Source organism: Enterobacter cloacae complex sp. CDL013, from assembly GCF_049238805.1.
Lineage (GTDB): Bacteria > Pseudomonadota > Gammaproteobacteria > Enterobacterales > Enterobacteriaceae > Enterobacter > Enterobacter hormaechei_C.
On record NZ_JBMKGT010000011.1, the window covers coordinates 1 to 19274 of the forward strand.

Here is a 19274-nt window from a genome sequence, read left to right on the forward strand (position 1 = left end):
AGAGTAGGGAACTGCCAGGCATCAAACAAGAAGAACCCCGTACCGTAAGGTGCGGGGTTTTTTGCTTTTGTTTTTCTCCCTCTCCCTGTGGGAGAGGGCCGGGGTGAGGGCACCAAACCGCACCATCCCCTCCTTGAAACTTTCTCACCTTACGCTTGCAGGCTCGACATTAACCCCGTTTCTGGGTATCGTTAGCTGTCTGGATGTCTAAACGTTTATACGTATGCTGTGAGGATTTAAGGTTATGCCGATTCGGGTGCAGGACGAGCTACCAGCCGTCAATTTCTTGCGTGAAGAGAATGTCTTCGTAATGACAACTTCGCGTGCTTCTGGTCAGGAAATTCGCCCGCTGAAGGTGCTGATCCTTAATTTGATGCCAAAGAAGATCGAAACAGAGAACCAGTTCTTGCGTTTGCTCTCCAACTCTCCGCTTCAGGTTGATATCCAGTTGCTGCGCATTGACGCGCGTGAGTCACGCAACACGCCTGCTGAGCATCTGAATAACTTCTACTGTAATTTTGAAGATATTCGCGATGAGAACTTCGATGGATTGATCGTCACCGGCGCACCGCTGGGTCTGGTGGAATTTAATGACGTTGCCTACTGGCCACAGATCAGGCAGGTGCTGGAGTGGGCAAAAGATCACGTCACGTCCACCTTGTTTGTCTGTTGGGCGGTACAGGCCGCATTGAATATCCTGTATGGTATTCCCAAGCAAACCCGCAGCGACAAACTTTCTGGCGTATACGAACACCACATCCTTCACCCGCATGCGCTGCTGACGCGTGGTTTCGATGACACTTTCCTGGCCCCGCATTCTCGCTACGCCGATTTTCCGGCACAGCTGATCCGAGATTACACCGACCTGGAAATCCTGGCCGAAACGGAAGACGGCGATGCCTACCTGTTCGCCAGTAAAGACAAACGCATCGCGTTCGTTACCGGCCATCCTGAGTACGATCCGCATACCCTCGCGGCAGAGTATTTTCGTGACGTTGAAGCGGGTCTGAATCCGGATGTCCCGTACAACTATTTCCCGAAAAACGATCCACAAAACACGCCTCGGGCAACCTGGCGTAGTCATGGAAATTTGCTGTTTACCAACTGGCTCAACTATTACGTCTACCAGATTACGCCGTACGATCTTCGCCACATGAATCCGACGCTGGAGTAATCGTCTGCATTAAACGATCCTAAAGCGTTTCAGCTATTCAGATCAGGCACCTTCGGGTGCCTTTTTTATTTCCGAAATCCTGTTCAACATACCAGGAAACTTTAACTCTATAGTAATCATGAAGTTGCGTTGCAATTAAAATTAAAATGGAAATTGTTTTTGATTTTGGAAAAATTATAGATAGTCTTAATTCTGCTGAGCGAAAACTACACAACGATCTTTCGCCCGCGTCGGGGGCGTGATTTGGATCTTTGATGAGGAGCAGAACGATGACTCAACAGGCAACAACGGTCGATGAACTGACCTTTACCCAGCCGAATGGTGAGCAAGAACAGCAAGTTTTGACGGCAGAAGCGGTAGAGTTTCTGACTGAACTGGTGACTCGCTTTACGCCACAGCGTAATAAACTGCTGGCGGCGCGCATTCACCAACAGCAGGGGATCGATAACGGCAAGTTGCCAGGATTTATTTCGGAAACTGCTTCCATTCGTCATGGTGATTGGAAAATCCGCGGAATCCCTGAAGATTTACAGGATCGTCGTGTGGAGATCACCGGCCCGGTAGAGCGCAAAATGGTGATCAACGCCATGAATGCCAACGTCAAAGTCTTTATGGCCGATTTTGAAGACTCGCTGGCACCGGACTGGCAGAAAGTTATCGACGGGCAGATCAACCTGCGCGACGCCGTCAATGGCACCATCAGCTATACCAACGAAGCCGGTAAAATTTACCAGCTCAAACCGAATCCGGCGGTGCTGATCTGTCGCGTACGCGGTCTGCATTTGCCAGAAAAGCACGTCACCTGGCGCGGAGAAGCGATTCCGGGCAGCCTGTTCGACTTTGCGCTGTACTTCTTCCACAACCATAAAAACCTGCTGGCGAAAGGCAGCGGCCCCTATTTCTATCTGCCGAAAACCCAGTCCTGGCAGGAAGCGGCGTGGTGGAGTGAAGTTTTCAGCTACGCAGAAGACCGCTTCAGCCTGCCGCGCGGCACCATTAAAGCCACGCTGCTGATTGAAACCCTGCCTGCCGTATTCCAGATGCATGAGATCCTCCATGCGCTGCGTGACCATATTGTGGGCCTGAACTGCGGCCGCTGGGATTACATCTTCAGCTACATCAAAACGCTGAAAAACCATGCCGACCGGGTATTGCCGGATCGTCAGGTTGTGACTATGGATAAACCGTTCCTCAGCGCCTACTCGCGCCTGCTGATTAAGACCTGTCACAAACGCGGCGCCTTTGCGATGGGCGGCATGGCGGCCTTTATCCCGAGCAAAGATGCTGAGCGTAACAACAATGTGCTCAACAAGGTGAAAGCCGATAAAGAGCTGGAAGCCCGTAATGGCCACGACGGGACGTGGATTGCCCATCCCGGTCTGGCCGATACGGCGATGGAAGTCTTTAACCGCGTACTCGGCGACAACAAAAACCAGCTGTTTGTCACCCGTGAAGATGATGCGCCCATCGCAGAAGAACAGTTGCTCGCGCCGTGTGCGGGCGAGCGTACGGAAGAGGGCATGCGCGCCAATATTCGCGTCGCCGTGCAGTACATCGAGGCATGGATCTCCGGCAACGGCTGCGTGCCGATTTACGGCCTGATGGAAGATGCCGCCACGGCGGAAATTTCACGTACCTCCATCTGGCAGTGGATCCACCATCAAAAAACGCTCAGCAACGGCAAACCGGTAACCAAAGCCCTGTTCCGTCAGATGCTGGCCGAAGAGATGCGGGTCATCCAGGACGAACTGGGCGAGCACCGCTTCAGCAGTGGGCGTTTTGACGATGCTGCACGTCTGATGGAGCAAATCACCACCTCTGATGACTTAATCGACTTCCTGACCCTACCGGGCTACCGCTTCCTGGCGTAATTCACCACATAACAATATGGAGCATCTGCACATGAAAACCCGTACCCAACAGATCGAAGAGTTACAAAAAGAGTGGACCCAACCGCGCTGGGAAGGCATTCGCCGCCCGTACAGCGCAGAGGAAGTGGTGAAGTTACGTGGCTCGGTTAACCCGGAATGTACGCTGGCGCAGAACGGCGCGGCAAAAATGTGGGATCTGCTGCACGGGGGAGCTAAAAAAGGCTATATCAACAGCCTCGGCGCACTGACTGGCGGTCAGGCATTGCAGCAGGCGAAGGCCGGCATTGAAGCTATCTATCTTTCCGGCTGGCAGGTCGCGGCGGATGCTAACCTTGCCTCCAGCATGTATCCGGATCAATCTCTTTATCCGGCGAACTCGGTGCCGTCAGTGGTGGATCGGATCAACAATACCTTCCGCCGTGCGGATCAGATCCAGTGGGCCGCGGGTATCGAACCCCACGATCCGCGTTTTATAGACTATTTCCTGCCGATCGTCGCCGATGCGGAAGCCGGTTTCGGCGGCGTGCTGAACGCCTTTGAGCTGATGAAATCCATGATTGAGGCCGGTGCAGCGGCCGTTCACTTTGAAGATCAACTGGCGTCGGTCAAGAAGTGCGGGCATATGGGCGGGAAAGTGCTGGTACCAACCCAGGAAGCGATCCAAAAGCTGGTTGCCGCGCGTCTGGCTGCTGACGTGCTCGGCGTGCCGACGCTGGTGATTGCCCGTACCGATGCTGATGCGGCGGACCTGATCACCTCTGACTGCGATCCGTACGACAGCGAATTTATTACCGGCGAGCGCACCAGCGAGGGGTTCTATCGCACGCATGCCGGTATCGAACAGGCCATCAGCCGCGGTCTGGCCTATGCCCCTTACGCTGACCTGGTCTGGTGTGAAACCTCCACGCCGGATCTGGCGCTGGCGAAGCGTTTTGCCGATGCGATTCATGCGAAGTATCCGGGCAAGCTGCTGGCCTATAACTGTTCGCCGTCCTTCAACTGGCAAAAGAATCTGGACGATACCACCATCGCCAGCTTCCAGCAGCAGCTGTCGGATATGGGCTACAAGTACCAGTTCATCACCCTGGCGGGTATCCACAGCATGTGGTTCAACATGTTCGACCTGGCGCACGCCTACGCGCAGGGCGAAGGCATGAAGCACTATGTTGAGAAGGTGCAGCAGCCAGAATTTGCGGCAGGCAAAGAGGGATATACCTTCGTTTCGCACCAGCAGGAAGTGGGAACCGGCTACTTCGATAATGTGACCACGATTATTCAGGGCGGGGCCTCCTCCGTCACGGCATTAACGGGCTCAACGGAAGAAGCACAGTTCTAATCTTTTCCCCCTCTCCCCCCTCGGGGAGAGGGTTGGGGTGAGGGGGAATATATGTCGCGTGGTCTGGAATTACTGATTGCCCAAACTATTTTGCAGGGCTTCGATGCCCAGTATGGCCGCTTTCTGGAAGTCACCTCCGGCGCGCAACAGCGTTTTGAGCACGCCGACTGGCATGCGGTTCAGCAGGCCATGAAGCAGCGTATCCATCTTTATGATCACCATGTAGGTCTGGTGGTGGAGCAACTGCGCTGTATCACCGACGGTAAAAGCCCGGATGCGGATTTTTTACTGCGCGTGAAAGAGCATTACACCCATCTGTTACCCGACTACCCGCGCTTCGAGATTGCGGAGAGCTTTTTCAACTCCGTCTATTGCCGGTTATTTGACCACCGCTCATTATCTCCTGAGCGGTTATTTATCTTCAGCTCCCAGCCGGAGCGCCGCTTCCGTACCATTCCGCGTCCGCTGGCGAAAGATTTCTTTCCCGATCGCGGCTGGGAAAAGCTCCTGCACCGCGTCTTAACGGATTTGCCGCTGCGCCTGCCGTGGGAGAATAAACTCCGGGATATCGGCTATATCCATGCGTATCTCAATGAAACCTTCGGCGAGGAGGTGCTCAGCCGCAGCCATTTGCAGGTTGCCAACGAGCTTTTCTACCGGAATAAGGCCGCCTGGCTGGTGGGCAAACTGGTTACGCCGACAGCCATCGTGCCGTTTCTGCTGCCCATTCACCGTACCGACGACGGCCAACTGTTTGTCGATACCTGCCTGACTACCAGCGCTGAGGCCAGTATCGTATTTGGCTTCGCCCGTTCCTATTTCATGGTCTATGCCCCACTGCCTGCCGCCCTGGTGGAGTGGCTGCGCGAGATCCTGCCGGGCAAAACCACCGCCGAGCTGTACATGGCGATTGGCTGTCAGAAGCATGCCAAAACGGAAAGTTATCGGGAATACCTGCGTTATGTCACCACGGCTGATGAGCAGTTTATCGAAGCGCCGGGGATCCGCGGCATGGTGATGCTGGTTTTCACACTGCCGGGCTTCGACCGCGTGTTTAAGGTGATTAAGGATAAATTCGCCCCGCAGAAGGAGATGAGCGCCGCGCACGTTCGCGCCTGCTATCAGCTGGTTAAAGAGCACGATCGTGTCGGGCGAATGGCCGATACCCAGGAGTTTGAAAACTTTGTGCTGGATAAGCAGCAGATCGATCCGTCGCTGATGTCGCTGCTAATGCAGGAAGCGCCGACGAAAATTACCGATCTTGGCGATAAGATTGCGATTAGCCATCTCTATATCGAACGCCGGATGGTGCCGCTAAATATCTGGCTGGAGCAGTCCGAAGGCCAGGCTTTACGAGACGCCATTGAAGAGTACGGCAATGCGATTCGCCAGCTTGCCGCCGCCAATATCTTCCCGGGCGATATGCTGTTTAAAAACTTCGGCGTCACCCGTCACGGGCGGGTGGTGTTCTACGATTACGACGAAATTTGCTACATGACCGAGGTGAACTTCCGCGATATCCCACCGCCCCGCTACCCGGAAGATGAGCTTTCCAGCGAGCCGTGGTACAGCGTTTCGCCGGGCGATGTGTTTCCCGAAGAGTTTCGACACTGGCTGTGCGCCGATCCGCGCATCGGGCCGCTATTCGAAGAGATGCATGCTGATCTGTTCCGCGCCAGCTACTGGCGGGGACTGCAAACGCGGATCAAAAACGGGCACGTGGAAGATGTGTACGCTTACCGCCGTAAGCAGCGGTTTTGCATCCGGTTTTCAGAGGGCATCATGTAGGCCGGGTAAGGCGAAGCCGCCACCCGGCAATGCATGCTTAACGAATCCCACCGTACGCCAGCGTCACCTCTTTCGCCGCCTTAATCACCATCGCGCCCAGCTCGGTGACCCGATCGTCGGTCATACGTGAAATCGGCCCGGAGATAGAGATGGCGGCAAACGGCTCGCGGTGCTCGTCAAAAATGCAGGCTGCGATACAGCGCAGGCCGAGGGCGTGCTCCTCGTCGTCAAACGAATAGCCGCGCTTGCGGGTCAGGGCCAAATCTTCTTTCAGATGCACCGGCGAAACCAGCGTGGCGTGGGTATAGGCATGCAGTCCTTTACGGTGCAGCAGCCCCGTCACCTGCTCCTCGGTCAGCTGCGAGAGGAACGCTTTACCCGCCCCTGAGGCATGCATCGGCAGCTTGCCGCCAATCGGCGCGGACATGCGCATCAGCTGCGTACACTGCACCTGGTCGATAATAATCGCCTGGTGATCGCTCTGATCCAGTACGGCCAGGTTTACCGTCTCGCCGGACTCCTCCATCAGCTTGCGCAGAATCGGGTGGACAATCGCCAGCAGGTTGCGGCTTTGCAGGAAGCTGCTGCCCACGATAAACGCATGCGCGCCCACCGCCCAGTGCCCCAGCTCGCCTACCTGGCGGACAAAGCCCAGCTGCTGCATGGTGGTCAGCAGGCGGTGCGTCGTGGAGTTCGGCAGGCCAGCCTGCTGGGCCAGCTCCGTCAGGGCCACGCTGCTGTGCGACTCGGCTATCCACTCCAGCAGCTTCAGACCGCGCGTGAGCGATTGAACCTGTCCACCCTGTTGTGCGGCAGCGGTGGTGGCAGCAGGTTTTCTGCCGCGTTTAGCGGGAACGGTCGCGACCATGACGATCTCCTTTTTCTGTATCGTGGAAATCATTTTCGTTTTATTTGGTGAATTTGCAACCGTTATCCTGACTGATCGGAGGAGTAATAGTGAACATGTCTCATGTTACCGCTGAGCGACTTTTCCACCCTGCGAGATTGTGCCAGTATGGAACGCAGCCTTTTGGCCTTGTTGAGCGTTGTCGGGAGCAAGTGTGAGCAGCAAAGTAGAGCAACTGCGTGCGCAGTTAAATGAACGAATTCTGGTGCTGGACGGCGGCATGGGCACCATGATCCAGGGTTATCGCCTGAGCGAAGACGATTTCCGCGGCGAGCGCTTTGCCGACTGGCCTTGTGACCTGAAAGGGAACAACGACCTGCTGGTGCTCAGCAAGCCGTCCGTGATCAAGGATATCCACAACGCCTACTTCGAAGCGGGTGCGGATATCGTTGAAACCAACACCTTTAACTCGACAACCATCGCCATGGCGGATTACCAGATGGAGTCCCTGTCGGCGGAGATCAACTTTGAAGCGGCGAAGCTGGCGCGCGCCTGCGCCGACGAATGGACGGCCCGTACGCCGGACAAGCCGCGCTACGTAGCCGGGGTGCTGGGCCCGACCAACCGCACCGCGTCGATTTCTCCGGACGTGAACGACCCGGCGTTTCGGAACATCACGTTTGACCAGCTGGTGGCCGCGTATCGGGAGTCCACTAAAGCGCTGGTGGAAGGCGGCTCCGACCTGATCCTGATTGAAACCGTATTCGACACCCTCAACGCCAAAGCGGCAATTTACGCGGTAAAAGAGGAGTTCGAGTCGCTGGGCGTCGACCTGCCGATCATGATTTCCGGTACCATCACCGATGCCTCGGGGCGCACGCTTTCCGGCCAGACAACCGAAGCGTTTTATAACTCTCTGCGCCATGCCGAAGCGCTCTCCTTCGGCCTGAACTGCGCGCTGGGGCCGGACGAGCTGCGCCAGTACGTGCAGGAGCTTTCCCGTATCGCGGAATGCTACGTCACCGCCCACCCGAACGCCGGTCTGCCGAACGCGTTTGGTGAGTACGATCTGGATGCCGACACCATGGCGGCGCAAATCCGCGAATGGGCTGAATCTGGTTTCCTCAACATCGTCGGCGGCTGCTGCGGCACCACGCCTGAGCATATCGCCGCCATGAGCAACGCCGTGGCCGGACTGCCGCCGCGCAAGCTGCCCGAACTGCCGGTTGCCTGTCGCCTGTCCGGCCTGGAGCCGTTGACCATCGGCGACGACAGCCTGTTTGTGAACGTGGGTGAACGTACTAACGTTACCGGTTCTGCGAAGTTCAAGCGCCTGATCAAAGAAGAGAAGTACAGCGAAGCGCTGGACGTTGCCCGCCAGCAGGTGGAAAGCGGCGCGCAAATTATCGATATCAACATGGACGAGGGGATGCTCGACGCCGAAGCGGCGATGGTGCGTTTCCTCAACCTGATTGCCGGTGAGCCGGATATCGCCCGCGTGCCGATCATGATTGACTCTTCTAAATGGGACGTCATCGAAAAAGGGCTGAAATGCATTCAGGGCAAAGGCATCGTTAACTCCATCTCGATGAAAGAGGGGGTCGATACCTTTATCCACCACGCGAAGCTGGTGCGTCGCTACGGGGCCGCCGTGGTGGTGATGGCCTTCGATGAAGTGGGCCAGGCCGATACCCGCGAGCGCAAGATTGAGATTTGCCGCCGCGCGTACAAAATTTTGACCGAAGAGGTGGGCTTCCCGCCGGAAGACATCATCTTCGACCCGAACATCTTCGCCGTCGCGACCGGCATCGAAGAGCACAACAACTACGCCCAGGACTTCATCGGCGCGTGTGAAGACATTAAACGCGAACTGCCGCATGCGCTGATCTCCGGCGGCGTGTCAAACGTCTCGTTCTCGTTCCGCGGCAACGACCCGGTGCGTGAGGCGATCCACGCCGTGTTCCTCTATTATGCCATCCGCAACGGGATGGACATGGGGATCGTCAACGCCGGCCAGCTGGCAATTTACGACGATCTGCCAGCCGAGCTGCGCGACGCCGTAGAAGACGTGATCCTCAATCGTCGTGACGACGCCACCGAACGCATGCTGGATCTGGCGGAAAAATACCGCGGCAGTAAATCTGACGAATCAGCCAACGTTCAACAGGCCGAATGGCGCTCCTGGGATGTGAATAAGCGTCTGGAATACTCGCTTGTAAAAGGCATTACCGAGTTTATCGAGGAGGATACTGAGGAAGCGCGTCAGCAGGCCGCCCGTCCGATTGAAGTGATCGAAGGGCCGCTGATGGACGGCATGAACGTGGTCGGCGATCTGTTCGGCGAGGGCAAAATGTTCCTGCCGCAGGTGGTGAAATCCGCCCGCGTCATGAAACAGGCGGTGGCGTATCTGGAACCCTTTATCGAAGCCAGCAAAGAGAAGGGCTCCAGTAACGGTAAAATGGTCATCGCCACCGTGAAGGGCGACGTACACGACATCGGCAAAAACATCGTTGGCGTGGTGTTGCAGTGTAATAACTACGAAATTATCGATCTTGGCGTGATGGTCCCGGCGGATAAAATCCTCAGGACCGCGCGTGAGGTGAATGCGGATCTGATTGGTCTTTCCGGGCTGATTACGCCGTCGCTGGACGAAATGGTCAACGTGGCAAAAGAGATGGAGCGCCAGGGCTTCACCATTCCACTGCTGATTGGCGGGGCAACCACCTCGAAAGCCCACACGGCGGTGAAAATCGAGCAGAACTACAGCGGGCCGACGGTGTATGTCCAAAACGCCTCGCGCACCGTGGGCGTGGTCTCCGCGCTGCTGTCCGACACCCAGCGCGATGACTTTGTCGCCCGCACCCGCAAAGAGTATGAAACCGTCCGCATTCAGCATGGACGTAAGAAACCGCGCACGCCGCCGGTTTCGCTTCAGGCGGCGCGCGAAAACGATCTGGCGTTCGACTGGTCCAGCTATACGCCGCCGGTCGCACACCGTCTGGGCGTGCAGGACGTGACGGCCAGCATCGAAACGCTGCGTAACTACATCGACTGGACGCCGTTCTTCATGACCTGGTCGCTGGCCGGCAAATACCCGCGTATTCTTGAAGATGAGGTGGTGGGCGAAGAGGCGAAGCGCCTGTTTAAAGATGCTAACGATATGCTCGACAGGCTGAGCGCAGAGAAAGCCCTCAACCCGCGCGGCGTGGTGGGGCTGTTCCCGGCGAACCGCGTGGGCGACGACGTGGAAATCTACCGCGATGAAACCCGCACCCATGTGCTGGCCGTGAGCCACCATCTGCGCCAGCAAACCGAGAAAGTGGGCTTTGCCAACTACTGCCTGGCGGATTTCGTCGCACCGAAACTCTCCGGTAAAGCCGACTATATCGGCGCCTTTGCCGTAACCGGCGGTCTGGAAGAAGACGCGCTGGCGGATGCGTACGACGCGCAGCACGATGATTACAACAAAATCATGGTGAAAGCGATTGCCGATCGCCTGGCGGAAGCCTTTGCCGAGTATCTGCACGAGCGCGTACGTAAGGTGCACTGGGGCTACGCGGCCAATGAGAATCTCAGCAACGAGGAGTTGATCCGCGAAAATTACCAGGGCATTCGACCGGCGCCGGGGTATCCGGCCTGCCCGGAACACACCGAGAAGGGCACTATCTGGAAACTGCTCGACGTGGAAGCGCATACGGGCATGAAACTTACCGAGTCGTTCGCCATGTGGCCGGGCGCGTCCGTTTCCGGCTGGTACTTCAGCCATCCGGACAGCAAGTACTTCGCCGTGGCACAGCTTCAGCGCGATCAGATTGAGGATTACGCTCTGCGTAAAGGCATGAGCGTGTCAGAGGTGGAACGCTGGCTGGCGCCGAATTTAGGCTACGACGCAGACTAACGTCACTTTTCCTTACAACAAACAGGGCACCGCTATGGTGCCTTGTCTCTTTCTTACGTTTAAACCCTTATACTGAACCTCAGGAAAACGAATAACGATAAGGAGGAATGCCTACCGTGTTGACGTTGTTACACCTGCTCTCCGCAGTCGCACTGCTGGTATGGGGCACCCATATCGTTCGTACCGGCGTGATGCGTGTGTTTGGCGCACGTTTACGTACCGTTCTCAGCGGCAGCGTTGAGAAGAAGCCGCTCGCCTTCTGCGCGGGTATTGGCGTCACGGCGCTGGTGCAAAGCAGCAACGCCACCACCATGCTCGTCACCTCGTTCGTGGCGCAGGATTTGGTGGCGCTCGCCCCGGCGCTGGTGATTGTCCTTGGCGCCGACGTCGGTACCGCGCTGATGGCGCGTATCCTGACGTTCGATCTCTCCTGGCTGTCGCCGCTGCTGATTTTTATCGGCGTCATTTTCTTCCTCGGCCGTAAGCAAAGCCGTGCCGGGCAGCTTGGCCGCGTCGGTATTGGCCTCGGGCTGATCCTGCTGGCGCTGGAGCTGATTGTGCAGGCTGTCACGCCGATCACCCAGGCCAACGGTGTGCAGGTCATCTTCGCCTCCCTGACCGGTGACATCATGCTCGACGCGCTGATTGGCGCGGTGTTTGCCATCGTCAGCTACTCCAGCCTGGCAGCGGTCCTGCTGACGGCGACCTTAACCGCCGCAGGGGTCATTTCCTTCCCGGTGGCGCTGTGCCTGGTGATCGGTGCCAACCTCGGCTCTGGCCTGCTGGCGATGCTCAACAACAGCGCCGCCAACGCTGCCGCCCGCCGCGTGGCGCTGGGGAGTTTGCTCTTCAAGCTGGTGGGTAGCCTGATCATTCTTCCGTTTGTGCACCCGCTGGCGAACCTGATGGACAATCTCTCTCTGCCGAAAGCGGAGCTGGTGATCTACTTCCACGTCTTCTACAACCTGGTGCGCTGCCTGGCGATGGTGCCGTTTGCCGCGCCGATGGCCCGCTTCTGCGAGCGGCTAATTCGTGATGAACCGGAGCTGGACGCGCGCCTTAAACCGAAGCATCTGGACACCTCTGTGCTGGACACGCCCGCGCTGGCCATCGCCAATGCCGCCCGCGAAACGCTGCGCATGGGTGACGCGATGGAAACCATGCTGGAAGGGTTGCAAAAGGTGATGCACGGCGAGCCGCGCGAAGAAAAAGAGCTGCGCAGGCTGGCGGACGATATCAACGTGCTGTATACCGCCATCAAGCTCTATCTGGCGCGGATCCCCCAGGACGAGCTGGCGGAAGAGGAATCCCGCCGCTGGGCGGAAATCATTGAGATGTCGCTTAACCTGGAGCAGGCTTCGGATATTGTCGAGCGTATGGGCAGTGAAATCGCGGACAAATCCCTGGCAGCACGTCGGGCGTTTTCTGTGGAAGGGCTGAAGGAGCTGGAAGCGCTGCACGAACAGCTGGTCAGCAACCTGAAGCTGGCGATGTCGGTCTTCTTCTCCAGCGACGTGCCGAGCGCGCGCCGCCTGCGCCGCAACAAGCACCGTTTCCGCATCCTTAATCGCCGCTACTCGCACGCCCACGTTGAGCGTCTGCATCAGCAGAACGTGCAGAGTATCGAAACCAGCTCGCTCCACCTGGGGCTGCTGGGCGATATGAAACGTCTCAACTCGTTGTTCTGCGCGGTGGCGTACAGCGTGATGGAGCAACCGGATGAAGACGACGAGCGGGATGAGTATTAATCCCCAGAGGGTTTGATTGTTAACCCAAGGCCCAATGCTTTCATGACCGCCAGCGTGGTTTTGAGCGTTGGGTTCCCCTTATCACTGAATGATCGATACAGTTGTTCTCGTGACAGGCCCGTTTGCTGGGAAATGGTCGACATCCCTTTCGCTCGGGCGATGACGCCCAGCGCTTTAGCAATGTACGCTGAGTCACCCGTCTCTAATGCATCAGCCATAAACACAGCGATTTCCTCGTCATCCACCAGTGCGTTGGCTGGATCGTAGGGTGTTAATTTATGCATGCTCATTCACTCCTGCCATTGGGATACATTGCTCAGCATTTTTGCCATAAGTATGTCTCTGGCCTGGCTGCTTTTGTCACCACCACATAACAGCACGATGATGCAATTGCCCTGGTCCTTAAAATAGACTCTGTAGCCCGGGCCAAAGTGGATCCTCAGTTCACTGATACCTTCCCCCACGGGTCTAATGTCGCCCGCTAAGCCATTTGCCAGCCTAAAGAGGCGGGAAGCGATAATCGTCTTTGCCCGCCTGTCCTTTAAATTTTGCTCCCAGCGTCGGAAGGATTCTGTCTGAACGATCTCCTTCATATTACTCCCTGTGATTTATAAACTACAAGCAATTGTCTCTGGAGAGTAAAGCTAAAAGGAGTTAGCTCAAGGATAAATAGCCTGACGCTAAATCCTGAAAGCGTCTCGCAAACTAAAAAACCCGTCTCAGTAACCGTCGGCTAATCTTTTTTTCCAGCCCAAACCTAAGGTATATTTCGCCCTTCACAGGAGAAACTATGCTGCCAACTCAATCAACCCGATTAAACAAATACATTAGCGAGAGCGGGATCTGCTCACGTCGCGAGGCTGACCGTTACATTGAACAGGGTAACGTGTTTCTTAACGGCAAACGCGCCACCATTGGTGATCAGGTGGTACCTGGCGATGTGGTGAAAGTGAATGGTCAGGTCATCGAACCGCGTGATGCCGAAGACCTGGTGTTTATCGCGTTGAACAAACCGGTTGGGATTGTCAGCACCACGGAAGATGGCGAGCGGGACAACATTGTTGATTTCGTGAACCACAGCAGCCGCATTTTCCCGATTGGCCGTCTGGATAAAGACTCTCAGGGGCTGATTTTCCTCACCAACCACGGCGATCTGGTCAACAAAATTCTGCGTGCCGGTAACGACCACGAGAAAGAGTACATCGTGACGGTGAACAAGCCGGTGACGGACGAGTTCATTCGCGGGATGGGCGCAGGCGTGCCGATTCTGGGTACCGTGACGAAGAAGTGTAAAGTCAGAAAAGAGGCGCCGTTTGCGTTTCGTATCACGCTGGTGCAGGGCCTGAACCGCCAGATCCGCCGCATGTGCGAGTACTTCGGTTACGAAGTGACGAAGCTGGAACGCACGCGCATCATGAACGTCAGCCTGTCCGGGATCCCGTTGGGCGAGTGGCGTGACTTAACGGACGACGAGCTGATCGAGCTGTTCAAACTTATCGAAAACTCCTCGTCCGAAGCGAAGCCGAAAGCCAAAGCCAAACCGAAAACGCAGGCGATTAAACGTCCGGTGGTGAAGGCACCGCAGGCAGAAGAGAAAGGGCGGGGCAAGCCGGGTAACGGAAAACGCTTTACCCAGCCGGGGCGCAAAAAGAAAGGGCGCTAATTAGCGCCTTCCACGGGTTGATGTATTGGCGGACCAGGAAAAGGTCGCCTCTGCATCCGGCTTATAAGCCTGCTCTTTTTTCAGCTTGCGGGCTTTTTTCGCCGCAGCTTCACGTTGCGCCATCAGCTTGTCGATGTACTCTTTTTTAACCTGATTGGTTTCGGCGTTCGTCAGCGTGCGGCCATGCGCGATGCGGGCGCGGTCGAGAAGCGTTTTAAGTTCGCGCTGCTCGGCTTCGGTCATGTCTTTCTGGGTCAAACGTGGTGTAGCCATTGCTGAAGCCTCCTGATGGGGAGGCTTCAGTGTAAAGCAAGCCGGGACAATTAACCCTGTTTCACCGCATCTTTTTTCGGTTGGTCATCAATCGGCTTACCGGACCAGTACCCTGCTAACAGCGAACCGGACAGATTATGCCAGACGGAGAACAGCGCCCCCGGTAGCGCTGCCAGCGGTGAGAAGTAAATTTTACCCAGCGCCGCCGCCAGGCCGGAGTTCTGCATCCCCACTTCGATCGCCAGCGTGCGGCAGGTGGATTCGTCAAAGCCAAACAGCTTTCCGCCCCAGTAACCGCCCAGCAGACCAATAGTGTTATGCAGCACAACCGCGACGATCACCACAAAGCCCACCGAAGCAATATGCGATGCGGAGCCGGCTACCACGGCGCTGATAATGGCAAGTATGCAGACCATCGAAAACGCGGGCAGATACGGCTCAACCGCTTTCACCACGCGTGGGAAAAGATGGTGAATGACCAGACCCAGCGCAATCGGGATCACCACGATTTGCAGGATGCTGAGCAGCATGCCCATCACGTCCACCTGGATATGCGCGTCGACATACAGGCGGGTTAACAGAGGCGTGGCAATCACGCCCACCAGCGTGGAAACGGACGAGATGGTGACGGAAAGCGCCACGTCGCCTTTCGCCAGATAGATCATGACGTTAGATGCCGTGCCGCTGGCAACGCTCCCCACCAGCACCATCCCGGCGGAAAGGTCGGGCGGCATCTTAAAGGCCATCGCCAGCAGCCAGGCCGCGAGCGGCATCACCAGGTAGTGCAGGAAAATCCCTGCGGCAACCGGCGCCGGGCGAGACAGCACGCGTTTGAAATCGTCAATTTTCAGATGCACGCCCATGCCGAACATAATCAGCATCAGCAGCGTGGTGACCCACGGACCAATGCCCGTGAACGTGGCAGGAGTGTAATACGCGAGTACAGAGAGCAGCAGCGCCCATAACGGGAACAGCCGGGTGATAGCGGAGAGCATAGTGAATTCCTTGCAGTATTGTCGTGTTGTTTTGTTATAAAAAAGCCGGGTCTGTGCCCGGCTTATCGATATTGTTTAACGTGCTAACGAATTTTATTCAAACAAATTCTGATGAAGTTTCTGCACGACCTGCTCGGCCTGATCGGCAGGGACCAGGAAGCAGAGGTTGTAGCTGGATGCACCGTAGCAGATCATGCGGATATTGAACGGGTCGAGCACGCCGAACACCTCTTTACCCACGCCACAGGCGCGCGACAGCTTGTTGCCGATGATGGCCACCAGCGCCAGGTCTTCTTCTACTTCCACACGGCACAACTCGGAAAGCTCAATCAGCAGCGACTGCGTCAGCAGGGTATCACCCGTTGAGGTTGAACCGGTGGTGTCCAGCGTCAGCGCAATACTCACTTCGGAAGTGGTAATCAAATCTACAGAGATATTGTGGCGCGCCAGGATGCCAAACACTTCTGCCAGGAAGCCGCGGGAATGCAGCATATTATGGCTGTGCAGGGTAACCAGCGTCTGCTTACGACGCAGGGCCAGCGCGCGGAACAGCGGCGGGTTCTCGGTTTTCTTGCAGACCAGCGTCCCGCCCGCCTTTGGATCTTTACTTGAGCCAACGAAGACCGGAATGTCGCTGCGCACGGCGGGCAGCAGCGTGGCCGGGTGCAGCACTTTCGCGCCGAAAGTCGCCATTTCAGCCGCTTCTTCAAAGGCGATCACGTCAATACGTTTTGCCGCAGAGACCACGCGCGGGTCGGTGGTGTAGATTCCCGGCACGTCCGTCCAGATATCCACGCGGGTGGCGTGCAGGGCTTCACCCAGCAGGGCGGCGGTGTAGTCGCTACCGCCACGGCCCAGCGTGGTTGTGCGCCCTTTGGCTTCGCTGCCGATAAAGCCCTGGGTGATCACTATGCTTTCATTCAGGCGCGGGGCAAGCTGCTGGTTAGTCAGCTCAGCCAACGCTTCCACGTCCGGCTCGGCGCGGCCAAAGCGGTCGCTGGTGCGCATCACTTTTCGCACGTCGAACCACTGCGCCTGAATATTGCGCTCGCGCATGATCTCAACGAACAGCAGGGTGGACATCAGTTCGCCGTGGCTGACCAGCTCGTCGGTCAGTGCGCTGGAGGTTGCCAGCGACGCGGCTTCGGCCAGAGTGGTGATATTTTCCAGCAGGCGTTCCACTTCCTCACGAATGACGTTCGGGTTTTGCAGACGCTCGAGAATGTCGAACTGAATTTTGCGCAGTGCATCCAGCTTCACGAAACGCTCGGTCGCTTCCAGTCCTTCAGACAGAGAAACCAGCAGGTTCGTCACGCCGGCTGAGGCGGAAAGTACCACCAGGCGGGTATTCGGATCGGCCAGCACCACATCGGCGCTGCGGTTCATGGCATCGTAGTCTGCCACACTGGTGCCGCCAAACTTGGCGACCACAAAACTCGTCATAACAACCTCGTGTCAGGGAATGAATAGAGCGACCTTGGCACAAGAATGAAGCGAGAACAGGTGCAGGCGCAAAATACGGCCCTATAAATAAAATGCGGGGGAGGTCCTGTCAATGCTGGGATTATGCGGATTTTTCATGGGGGGGTACCCCTCAGAAACAGGACTTATAACAGGCCCATATTTTATGCTCCTTTTTACCCCTTTTTGACCAACATTTCGCCACGCCGGAAGGGCGCGACAGCAGCTATACTTTTCGGGTCTTTTCACCTGCGTTTGATGCAGACCAGGGCAATGGCATAAAAACCATCACAATTTTTATTTGCAGGCGCTACAATCGACCGCAGTCACAATTCTCAAATCAGAAGAGTATTGCTATGAAAAACATCAACCCAACGCAGACCGCTGCATGGCAGGCACTACAGAAACATTTTGATGAAATGAAAGACGTCACCATCGCGGATCTGTTCGCGAAAGATGCCGATCGTTTCAGCAAGTTTTCCGCCACCTTCGATGACCTGATGCTGGTGGATTTCTCCAAGAACCGTATCACCGAAGAGACGCTGGCGAAGCTGCAAGATCTGGCGAAAGAGACTGAACTGGCAGATGCCATCAAATCCATGTTCTCCGGTGAGAAGATCAACCGCACCGAAGACCGTGCCGTGCTGCACGTGGCGCTGCGCAACCGTAGCAATACTCCAATTATCGTTGACGGCAAAGATGTGATGCCGGAAGTGAACGCGGTGCTGGAAAAGATGAAAACCTTCTCCGAAGCGATCATCTCAGGTAGCTGGAAAGGCTACACCGGCAAAGCGATCACCGACGTCGTAAACATCGGTATCGGCGGCTCTGACCTCGGCCCGTTCATGGTGACCGAGGCGCTGCGCCCGTACAAAAACCACCTCAACATGCACTTCGTGTCCAACGTCGATGGGACCCACATCGCTGAAGTGCTGAAAAAGGTGAACCCGGAAACCACGCTGTTCCTGGTGGCGTCTAAAACCTTCACCACTCAGGAAACCATGACCAACGCCCACAGCGCGCGCGACTGGTTCCTGAAAACCGCGGGCGACGAAAAGCACGTGGCGAAACACTTTGCGGCGCTGTCCACCAACGGTAAAGCGGTGGGTGAGTTCGGTATTGATACGGCGAACATGTTTGAGTTCTGGGACTGGGTTGGTGGCCGCTACTCTCTGTGGTCTGCAATCGGCCTGTCCATCATTCTGTCCGTCGGCTTCGACAACTTCGTTGAGCTGCTCTCCGGCGCGCACGCGATGGACAAACACTTCTCCACCACCGCGCCTGAGAAAAACCTGCCGGTGCTGCTGGCGCTGATCGGGATCTGGTACAACAACTTCTTCGGCGCTGAAACCGAAGCGATTCTGCCGTACGACCAGTACATGCACCGCTTTGCGGCCTACTTCCAGCAGGGCAACATGGAATCCAACGGCAAGTACGTTGACCGTAACGGCAACGCGGTGGATTACCAGACTGGCCCAATCATCTGGGGCGAGCCGGGCACCAACGGTCAGCACGCGTTCTACCAGCTGATCCACCAGGGCACCAAAATGGTACCGTGCGATTTCATCGCCCCGGCGATTACGCACAACCCACTGTCCGACCACCATCCGAAGCTGCTGTCTAACTTCTTCGCCCAGACCGAAGCGCTGGCGTTCGGTAAATCCCGCGAGGTGGTTGAGCAGGAGTACCGTGATCAGGGTAAAGATCCGGCAACGCTGGAGCACGTGGTGCCGTTTAAAGTGTTCGAAGGCAACCGTCCAACTAACTCCATCCTGCTGCGCGAAATCACGCCGTTCAGCCTGGGGGCGCTGATTGCCCTCTACGAGCACAAAATCTTCACTCAGGGCGCTATTCTGAACATCTTCACCTTTGACCAGTGGGGCGTTGAGCTGGGCAAACAGCTGGCAAACCGCATTCTGCCAGAGCTGGGTGACGATAAAGCGATCGACAGCCACGACAGCTCCACCAATGGTCTGATTAACCGTTATAAAGCCTGGCGTGCGTAATAAATATGTCATGAACAATGCCGGCGATATGCCGGCATTTTTTTATCGGATAATTCCTGATGTCTGTTAGTTATCTCAAATTCTGAATCTGAGTTTAATCCGAAAAAGACAGTAACCCCGTTAATTGCTGAGGTTTATTTTAAGAAAATACGGAGTGATGCTTTAATGTTCTTATATTATAAATTCTTGATTTATATTGATTATATATTTACTT

The 19274-nt window shown here is 56.2% G+C and carries 14 protein-coding genes; 8 read left to right on the forward strand and 6 right to left on the reverse strand.

Annotated elements, in window-relative coordinates; genetic code table 11:
* The first annotated feature begins 244 nt into the window (after positions 1-244).
* The 4 genes from metA to aceK all read left to right on the forward strand — a co-directional run bounded on the left by metA (position 245) and on the right by aceK (position 6169).
* Positions 245-1174: a homoserine O-acetyltransferase MetA gene (gene metA / locus ACOTXD_RS19965; protein ID WP_003860360.1), complete on the forward strand. Its 930-nt coding sequence runs from the start codon at positions 245-247 to the stop codon at positions 1172-1174.
* A gap of 269 nt (positions 1175-1443) precedes the next feature.
* Positions 1444-3045, forward strand: coding sequence for a malate synthase A (aceB, locus tag ACOTXD_RS19970; protein ID WP_061856773.1), 1602 nt, complete (start codon positions 1444-1446; stop codon positions 3043-3045).
* Between the two features lie 31 nt (positions 3046-3076).
* A complete protein-coding gene (aceA, locus tag ACOTXD_RS19975) occupies positions 3077-4381 on the forward strand; it encodes an isocitrate lyase (RefSeq protein ID WP_003860356.1) in 1305 nt (434 codons plus the stop codon).
* Between the two features lie 51 nt (positions 4382-4432).
* Positions 4433-6169, forward strand: a complete 1737-nt coding sequence (gene aceK, locus ACOTXD_RS19980; protein ID WP_061856772.1) for a bifunctional isocitrate dehydrogenase kinase/phosphatase — start codon at positions 4433-4435, stop codon at positions 6167-6169.
* Positions 6170-6206: 37 nt separating this feature from the next.
* On the opposite strand, the gene iclR is transcribed toward aceK, so the two are convergent.
* Positions 6207-7037, reverse strand: coding sequence for a glyoxylate bypass operon transcriptional repressor IclR (gene iclR / locus ACOTXD_RS19985; protein ID WP_073970488.1), 831 nt, complete (start codon positions 7035-7037; stop codon positions 6207-6209).
* A 193-nt stretch (positions 7038-7230) separates the two neighbouring features.
* Between iclR and metH the strand changes: the two genes are divergently transcribed.
* Both metH and ACOTXD_RS19995 read left to right on the forward strand, forming a co-directional pair.
* The gene (gene metH, locus ACOTXD_RS19990; RefSeq protein ID WP_061856770.1) at positions 7231-10914 is read left to right on the forward strand and encodes a methionine synthase; all 3684 of its coding nucleotides are present in this window, start codon (positions 7231-7233) and stop codon (positions 10912-10914) included.
* 116 nt (positions 10915-11030) lie between these two features.
* Positions 11031-12662 carry a Na/Pi cotransporter family protein gene (locus ACOTXD_RS19995; RefSeq protein WP_003860350.1) on the forward strand — a complete coding sequence of 544 codons (1632 nt, stop codon included), beginning with the start codon at positions 11031-11033 and terminating at the stop codon, positions 12660-12662.
* Here ACOTXD_RS19995 and ACOTXD_RS20000 read toward each other — a convergent pair.
* Together ACOTXD_RS20000 and ACOTXD_RS20005 are read right to left on the reverse strand one after the other, a co-directional pair.
* Positions 12659-12946 (reverse strand): addiction module antidote protein, encoded by a 288-nt coding sequence (locus ACOTXD_RS20000; RefSeq protein WP_022650216.1) that lies wholly within the window; start codon positions 12944-12946, stop codon positions 12659-12661. The two genes, ACOTXD_RS19995 and ACOTXD_RS20000, sit on opposite strands and share 4 nt — an antisense overlap.
* Positions 12947-12952: 6 nt before the next feature.
* Positions 12953-13255, reverse strand: a complete 303-nt coding sequence (locus tag ACOTXD_RS20005; protein WP_023315213.1) for a type II toxin-antitoxin system RelE/ParE family toxin — start codon at positions 13253-13255, stop codon at positions 12953-12955.
* A 197-nt stretch (positions 13256-13452) separates the two neighbouring features.
* Here ACOTXD_RS20005 and rluF point away from each other — a divergent pair, with 197 nt between their 5' ends.
* Entirely contained in the window at positions 13453-14325 is an 873-nt protein-coding gene (gene rluF / locus ACOTXD_RS20010) for a 23S rRNA pseudouridine(2604) synthase RluF (RefSeq protein ID WP_003860347.1), read from the forward strand.
* Here the strand turns inward: rluF and ACOTXD_RS20015 are convergent, their stop codons facing one another.
* The 3 genes from ACOTXD_RS20015 to lysC form a co-directional block, all read right to left on the reverse strand.
* A complete protein-coding gene (locus ACOTXD_RS20015) occupies positions 14326-14598 on the reverse strand; it encodes a DUF3811 domain-containing protein (protein ID WP_003860346.1) in 273 nt (90 codons plus the stop codon).
* 50 nt (positions 14599-14648) lie between these two features.
* Positions 14649-15593, reverse strand: a complete 945-nt coding sequence (gene panS, locus ACOTXD_RS20020; RefSeq protein WP_015570166.1) for a ketopantoate/pantoate/pantothenate transporter PanS — start codon at positions 15591-15593, stop codon at positions 14649-14651.
* Between the two features lie 93 nt (positions 15594-15686).
* Entirely contained in the window at positions 15687-17036 is a 1350-nt protein-coding gene (gene lysC / locus ACOTXD_RS20025) for a lysine-sensitive aspartokinase 3 (RefSeq protein WP_050871353.1), read from the reverse strand.
* A 374-nt stretch (positions 17037-17410) separates the two neighbouring features.
* Between lysC and pgi the strand changes: the two genes are divergently transcribed.
* Complete coding sequence (gene pgi, locus ACOTXD_RS20030) at positions 17411-19060, forward strand: glucose-6-phosphate isomerase (protein WP_003860343.1); 1650 nt, start codon at positions 17411-17413, stop codon at positions 19058-19060.
* The last annotated feature ends 214 nt before the right edge of the window (positions 19061-19274 follow it).

Coding starts and splice junctions, on each gene's coding strand:
- metA (WP_003860360.1), top strand. CDS start 245: ATGCCGATTCGGGTGCAGGACGAGCTACCAGCCGTCAATTTCTTGCGT.
- ACOTXD_RS20015 (WP_003860346.1), bottom strand. CDS start 14,598: ATGGCTACACCACGTTTGACCCAGAAAGACATGACCGAAGCCGAGCAG.
- iclR (WP_073970488.1), bottom strand. CDS start 7,037: ATGGTCGCGACCGTTCCCGCTAAACGCGGCAGAAAACCTGCTGCCACC.
- ACOTXD_RS20005 (WP_023315213.1), bottom strand. CDS start 13,255: ATGAAGGAGATCGTTCAGACAGAATCCTTCCGACGCTGGGAGCAAAAT.
- panS (WP_015570166.1), bottom strand. CDS start 15,593: ATGCTCTCCGCTATCACCCGGCTGTTCCCGTTATGGGCGCTGCTGCTC.
- aceA (WP_003860356.1), top strand. CDS start 3,077: ATGAAAACCCGTACCCAACAGATCGAAGAGTTACAAAAAGAGTGGACC.
- aceB (WP_061856773.1), top strand. CDS start 1,444: ATGACTCAACAGGCAACAACGGTCGATGAACTGACCTTTACCCAGCCG.
- pgi (WP_003860343.1), top strand. CDS start 17,411: ATGAAAAACATCAACCCAACGCAGACCGCTGCATGGCAGGCACTACAG.
- aceK (WP_061856772.1), top strand. CDS start 4,433: ATGTCGCGTGGTCTGGAATTACTGATTGCCCAAACTATTTTGCAGGGC.
- rluF (WP_003860347.1), top strand. CDS start 13,453: ATGCTGCCAACTCAATCAACCCGATTAAACAAATACATTAGCGAGAGC.
- lysC (WP_050871353.1), bottom strand. CDS start 17,036: ATGACGAGTTTTGTGGTCGCCAAGTTTGGCGGCACCAGTGTGGCAGAC.
- ACOTXD_RS20000 (WP_022650216.1), bottom strand. CDS start 12,946: ATGCATAAATTAACACCCTACGATCCAGCCAACGCACTGGTGGATGAC.